The sequence below is a fragment of the Elstera litoralis genome (genome assembly GCF_000963705.1).
Taxonomy (GTDB): domain Bacteria; phylum Pseudomonadota; class Alphaproteobacteria; order Elsterales; family Elsteraceae; genus Elstera; species Elstera litoralis.
On sequence record NZ_LAJY01000141.1, the window covers coordinates 1 to 6,767 of the forward strand.

Genomic DNA, 6,767 nt, shown 5'->3' on the forward strand with positions numbered 1-6,767 from the left:
GCCGCCGAGCCACTGGGCCAGCGCGCGTTCGGCCAGAAGCTTGCCGAGGCTTGCGGCATCGCCCCTAGCATTCCCCCTGACGAAACCGATGCCCGCCCCTGCCCGAAGAGCAGAAGCCCTGCCAGTACGAACATCAGCAGCGGTTTTACCAAGCCGCGCATCCCAGTTCCCCTATCCTTCGGCTCGCGGCATAGAAGGCGCTTCCCGCTCAAGGGTCAAGCGCCGGCAGAGCGTGTTCCTCCCCCTCATGGCCGGGGCGGACAACGGTTACGGTGCACGGAGCCTCCGCCGCCACTTCCGCCGAAACGCTGCCCAGCACCCGGCGCAGGGTGGAGCGCGCCCGTGCGCTCATGACGATATGATCGATGTGATTGGTCCGCGCGAACTCTAAAATTGCCCCCGCCGGGGAGACGGCTTCGAGCACATGGAACGTCGCCTGTTCCTCGCTCAACCCCAAGGGCTGCGCCCAGTGGCGCAAATCGAGGAGCCGTTGCAGATGCTTATTCTCCCCCGCCTCATCCAGGGTCATATCCAGCCCTATGCGATGGAGCTTTAGGACATTGAGGCACGCGAGTCGCGCGCGCGGCATGGATTGCATAACTTGACGCACGGTGGCCCGCATCGCATCGGCCACCGCATCCGACTGCGTGGCAGGATCGACCGCCGCCAGAATGATCGGCGCGTCCAAACTATGATCGCGTGTGACGGTTAGAATGCTATCGGCCCGCATCCGCCGCCGCCAAACCGTTACCATGCCGTCTTGCTCTAACCGATTGGCGCGCTCGGTGAGCGGCATTTGCTCCGGCGTGCGCAAATCCAGCGCCAGATGTGCCGCCGTGGCGTAGCGCGCGGCGGGATCGACGGCAAGGCAGCGGAGGATGATTTCCTGAAGCCACGGCGGGCAGTCGGGCCGCAGGGCGCGCGGCGGCACCGGATCGCGCCACAGGCGTTTTTTCAGGCCCTTCAAGGTTTGCGGATCACCGAAGGGCCGAACGTTGGTAAGGAAGAAATAGAGCAAGGCGCCCAGGGCGAACAGGTCCGAGCGGGGGTCCCGCCGCTGCCCCAGCACCTGTTCCGGCGCCATATAGGGGGCCGTGCCATAGGGCAGACGGAATTCCTCCGCCATTAAATCCGGCAAATGCCGGTGGGACGATAGGCCGAAATCAATCAAAGCAATCTCGCCGCTCGGGCGAACCATCAGATTCGACGGTTTCACGTCCAGATGAATAACGTTCTGGCGGTGCAGCGCGTGCAGCGCCTGGGCAATCCGCGCGCCGATATCCACGACCTCGGCCACCGGCAAAGGCAAATCGGGCAAGCGGCTGAGTAAGGATGGGCCGTCGATCCGCTCCATAATCAGATAGGGCAACCCCGCGAGCACGCCGCGTGCGATAAACTGCGGCACATGCGGCCCGCTGAGGCGCGGCAAGATCATCTGCTCCATCTCGAAGCTAACGATGGCTGCCGGATCTTCCCCTTCCGCGAGGATAGGAAGCTTCAGGATCATCGGCAGCGCCCCCGGCTCCCGCCGCAGCGCCCATAGCACGGCCATACCGCCGCGATGCACTTGGCTTTCGAGCGTATAGCCGTCGATGGTGCGACCGGGTTCGAGCTTTAGAACCATTTTACTGCCCTCGAAAAAGCCGATCCGCCAGCAGCGCAGGCAGACCGGCGGCGCGGATTTTATCAGCCGCCGCCGCAATATAGTAAGGAACACGCTGGGTCATGAGATCGGCCGTGCGCGTATCATAGAGCGCATAGGCCGCCGCCGGATTGCCGTCGCGCGGCTGGCCGACCGAGCCGATCAGCCCCAGCCAGCGCCGGGGCGGCAGCAATGGCACGGGCTGGCCCGCCGTGGGCGTGAAAACCACCATCTTACCGATGCTCGACAGGCCATAGAGCGCGGGCACATGGACGTGGCCCGAGAAGATCAACCGCGCGTCGCTTGCCTCCAGGCTAGTGCGGGCGGTCAGCGCGTCGGTCACATAGCGCCATTTCTCCGGGGCGGAGGCGTCGGCATGGACATAGAGCCGATCATCCTCCTCCACCGTCAGCGGCAGTTTCGCAAGAAAGGCCTTGGCGGTTTCGGAAAGCTGGGTTTGTGTCCAAACAATCGCCGCCGCCGCCATATCGTTCATCCGTTCGGGCGCGCCCAGCGCCGCCGCATCGTGATTGCCGCGCACGGCGATCGCGCCTTGCCCCACCAAATCGATCAAGGTTTCCACCACCCAAACCGGATCGGCCCCATAGCCCACGTAATCGCCCAAAAACACGAACCGCTCCGCGCCCCCGCGCCCGCGCATGGTTAGGCAGGCGCTGAAAGCCTCGCGGTTACTGTGAAGATCGGTCATCAGCGCGATGAGCATGGCATTTTCCTTCCCGGCAGCGGCGGGGCGCTATAGGGCGACGATCCGCACCTCTACCCCCCGCCGCGCGCAGATTTTCGAGCGCCGCCGGGGGCGCGCCCGCGTCGGTAATGACCAGTTTAACACGGGTGAGCGGGCAGACGCTGATCGAGCCGCGCGTTTCGAACTTTGACCCATCGACCAGTAGAATCAAATCCTGCGCGCGCTTCAGTAATTTGGCTTCGGCGCGCGCCATCAGCGGATCATCTTCGATCACCCCCATCGACGTGAGCGAAAAGCAACTCATGAAAAGTTTGGAGGCGGCGTAATGCTGAATAGCATCCTCTTCGAAGGGTGACAGCACGATTCCCTGTTCGGGGCAAATCTCACCGCCCGGCAGAACAATACGGCTTTCGGTGCGCGCCGCCAGCAGCGCACTGGCGATGGGGAAGGAGTTGGTGAGGATATGCAGCCGCCGCTGCGCCAAGGGCGCCACCATCTGATACGTCGTGGAGCCAGCATGGATGATAATCGACTCGTCATCCTCGCAGAGATCGACCGCCGCCCGGGCAATTGCGCGTTTCCGCTCGTAATTCAGCGCGCCCGCCCCTTCGACCCCCGGCATCGCGGCTGAGCGGGGCGAAGCCGACTCAAGCGCCTGCACGCCGCCATGAACGCGCCGGATCAACCCCGCCTCGGCTAACTCGGTTAGATCGCGCCGGATCGTGGCACTGGATACGCCTGTTCGCGCAATCAATTCACGGACAGGAACCACCAGCCGTTCCCGAGTAAGTTTCAAGATAAGCTGGGCGCGTTCCTGTTCGTGCATGGCGACTCCTTTTGCTCAATATTGGCCGCCGCCGCCGCCCGCACACAATGATCTGAATCAATTGAGCGGTAAACGTCTCAGAACATAATCTCATATGAGCGAATTTTACTTACATTGGACGAGCCATACTTTCTCACCCAATTTAAAAAGAGAGGAGTTTCGGCTGCCGAAACCAATAGGGCGGGGATTTCTCCCCGCCCTGTCTGCCCCTTACTCAGCGGCGCTAATCTGCGCTTCGCGGGTTGGGAAGGCCAAGCGGCCCACCATTTCGCGCGGCACCACTTGCCAGAAGTGGCCGATTTGACGCTCCCAATCGGCTAGCAGGCTCATAGCCCATTTGGAGCCGGTCGCCTTGACGTGCTGTTCGACGAGATCGCGCAACACGCCCTCCCAATGGGCAGTTTCGATACGGTGCTGAAGCACGGTTTCCGGGTTTACGCGGTGTTGGAAGCTATCGTCTTCGTCATAGACGAAGGCCATGCCGCCGGTCATCCCCGCCGCGAAATTATCGCCGACCGGGCCAAGGATAATCGCAACGCCGCCGGTCATATATTCGCACCCATTGGAGCCGCAGCCTTCGACCACCACTTGCGCGCCGGAGTTGCGCACGGCGAAGCGTTCCCCGGCCTGGCCTGCGGCGAAGAGTTGCCCCGCCGTTGCGCCATAGAGCACGGTATTGCCGATGATCGTATTGCGGTTCGTCACCAGCGGGCTTGCAGTCATCGGCCGAACGATAATGCGCCCGCCCGACAGGCCCTTGCCCACATAATCGTTAGCATCGCCGAACACTTCCAGCGTCAGCCCCTGCACCGCGAAGGCACCGAGTGACTGGCCCGCCGAGCCGCGCAGGCGCACGGTGACGTGATCGTGCGCAAGGCCGGTCATGCCGAACTGCTTGGTCAGATGGTAAGACAGGCGCGTACCGATGGCCCGGTAAGTGTTGCGGATATTGTAGGTGAGTTGCATCTTCTCGCCCGCCTCGAACACCGGATGGGCGTCCTTGACGATCTGGGCGTCGAGCGTATCCGGCACTTCATTGCGGCCTTCGAGCGTGCAATAGCGCGGATAATCGCCCGGATCGGCCTGGGCTAGGAGCGGGTTGAGATCGAGATCATCCAGCGTATGCGCGCCCCGGCTGACCTGATTGAGCAGATCGGTGCGCCCGATTACCTCGTTCAGCGAGCGAACCCCAAGCTCCGCCAAAATCTCGCGGACTTCTTCGGCGATGAAGCTGAAGAGGTTCACCACTTTTTTCCGGCGAGCCATCGTATTTGGCACGCAAGGCTTCGTCTTGGGTGCAGACGCCGACCGGGCAGGTGTTGCTGTGGCACTGGCGGACCATGATGCAGCCCATCGCCACCAAGGAGGCGGTGCCGACGCCGAACTCTTCCGCGCCGAGCATCGCCGCGATCACCACGTCGCGCCCGGTCTTGATGCCGCCGTCGGTGCGCAGCCGGATGCGGTGACGCAGCCGATTGAGGGTAAGCACCTGATGGACTTCCGACAGGCCCATTTCCCACGGTGCCCCCGCGAATTTGATCGAGGTTTGCGGGCTCGCGCCCGTACCGCCGACTTGGCCGGAGATCAGGATGATATCCGCCTTCGCCTTGGCCACCCCCGCCGCAATCGTGCCGATGCCCGACCGCGCCACCAGCTTCACGCAAACCTTACAGTTCGGGTTGATCTGCTTCAGGTCATAGATAAGCTGCGCCAGATCCTCAATCGAGTAGATATCATGGTGCGGCGGCGGCGAGATCAGCATCACGCCGGGGGTGGAGTGCCGCAGGCGGGCAATCATTTCCGTCACCTTGAAGCCGGGCAACTGCCCGCCTTCGCCGGGCTTTGCGCCCTGGGCTACTTTGATTTCCAGCTCGCGGCAGTTGACGAGGTAATCCGCCGTCACGCCGAAGCGGCCCGAAGCGACCTGTTTGATCGCCGAATTAGCATTATCGCCATTGGGCAGCGGCTTGAAATATTTCGAATCTTCCCCGCCCTCGCCGCTATCGGATTTCGCGCCGATACGGTTCATGCGATGCCGAGCGTGCGATGGGCTTCCGGCCCAAGTGCCCCTAAGGACATGCCGGGCGTGACGAACCGTTGCCGAATCTGGGTGATCGATTCGACTTCTTCCAACGGGACGGCGGTGCGCCCGCCCTTGAAATCCATCAGATCGCGCAAAGCGACGGGCGGCAGCTTTCGGTTGGCTTCGGAGTATTTCTTGTAGGTCGCGTAACTATCGGTCGCGACCGCCGTTTGCAGCATATGGATGAGATCGGCGGTCCAGGCGTGGGTTTCGCCCTTTCGGCGGTAGCGGTAGAAGCCGCCGATGGGCAGCACGCTACTGTCGGCGGTAAAGGCCTTGCCGTGCTGGCCCGCGACTTCCTTCTGAATGCCGCTCATGCCAAGGCCGGAAATGCGGCTGGTCATGCCGGGGAAGAATTCCGCCACCAGCGTTCGCGATAGGCCAATCGCTTCGAAATTATAGCCACCGCGATAGGAGGAGAGCACCGAAATGCCCATTTTGGAGAGGATCTTCAGCAGACCATCGTCGATGGCCTTCTTGAAGCGCTTGATGCCGTCTTCGAGCGGCATCGTACCGAACAGCCCGCGCGCGTGGCGGTCGGCAATCGCTTCTTCCGCAAGATAGGCGTTGATCGTGGTCGCGCCGACGCCGATCAGCACGGCGCAATAATGCACGTCCAAACATTCCGCCGAGCGCACGTTCAGCGACGTGAAGGTGCGCAAATTCTGGCGCACGAGGTGGCTATGAACGCCGCCCGCCGCCAAAATCATCGGCAGCGGCGAGCGCCCGGCCCCCATCGCGGCGTCCGTCAGCACCAAATGGGTGCAACCAGCGCGCACCGCGTCTTCCGCCTCGCGCTGAACGCGCTTCAAGGCGTCGCGCAGAGCGAATTCGCCGCCCTTGGGATCGAAGGTGCAGTCGATTTCAGCGGCGGTATCGGCCATATAGGCGCGCATAGCGGTGAATTCGGCGGTGGAGAGAATCGGGCTGTCCAGTTGCAGCAACTGGCACTGGCTTTCGTCTTCCTCCAGAATATTGCCGAGGTTGCCGAGGCGGGTGCGAATGGTCATCACCCGGCGTTCGCGGAGCGAATCAATCGGCGGGTTCGTGACCTGGCTGAAGTTCTGACGGAAGTAATGCGACAGGGGCCGATACTGGTCCGACAGAACCGCGAGCGGCGTATCGTCGCCCATCGAGCCGATGGCTTCCTTCGCGTCCTCCACCATCGGGTGCAGGATGAGTTCCAGATCTTCCGTGGTCCAACCCACGGCGATTTGATGGCGGCGCAGCGCTTCGCGGCTCATGCGCTCAACCGGGAGCGCGTGGCCCTTAATGATGCCATCGATGCGGGTAATCTGCTGCACCCAACGCCCGAACGGCTTGCGCGAAGCCAGCTCGTCCTTGATTTCCGCGTCGTGGAACACCCGACCCCGTTGCAAATCGACGCCGATCATCATGCCCGGCCCGAGGCGGCCTTTTTTCGACGACCGTCTGCTCATCAATCTTCACCATCCCGCTTCCGAGCCCGCGATCAGCAGCCCGTCGCCGGTGATGACGTAGCGCATCGGGC

General features: G+C 62.6%; 3 protein-coding genes and 1 pseudogene. All 4 read right to left on the bottom strand.

The genetic code is table 11. The features are described from left to right. Window positions 1-208 precede the first annotated feature (208 nt). Entirely contained in the window at window positions 209-1,624 is a 1,416-nt protein-coding gene (locus VZ95_RS06885) for a bifunctional serine/threonine-protein kinase/universal stress protein (RefSeq protein WP_045775199.1), read from the bottom strand. Window position 1,625: 1 nt separating this feature from the next. Then, window positions 1,626-2,366, bottom strand: coding sequence for a metallophosphoesterase family protein (locus VZ95_RS06890; RefSeq protein ID WP_045775200.1), 741 nt, complete (start codon window positions 2,364-2,366; stop codon window positions 1,626-1,628). Then, on the bottom strand, window positions 2,332-3,174 hold the full coding sequence (locus VZ95_RS06895; RefSeq protein ID WP_052711557.1) for a DeoR/GlpR family DNA-binding transcription regulator: 843 nt from the start codon (window positions 3,172-3,174) through the stop codon (window positions 2,332-2,334). The genes VZ95_RS06890 and VZ95_RS06895 overlap by 35 nt, the downstream gene beginning before the upstream one ends. Before the next feature lie 210 nt (window positions 3,175-3,384). Next, window positions 3,385-6,767: pseudogene (gltB, locus tag VZ95_RS06900) on the bottom strand (glutamate synthase large subunit); the annotation flags it as partial.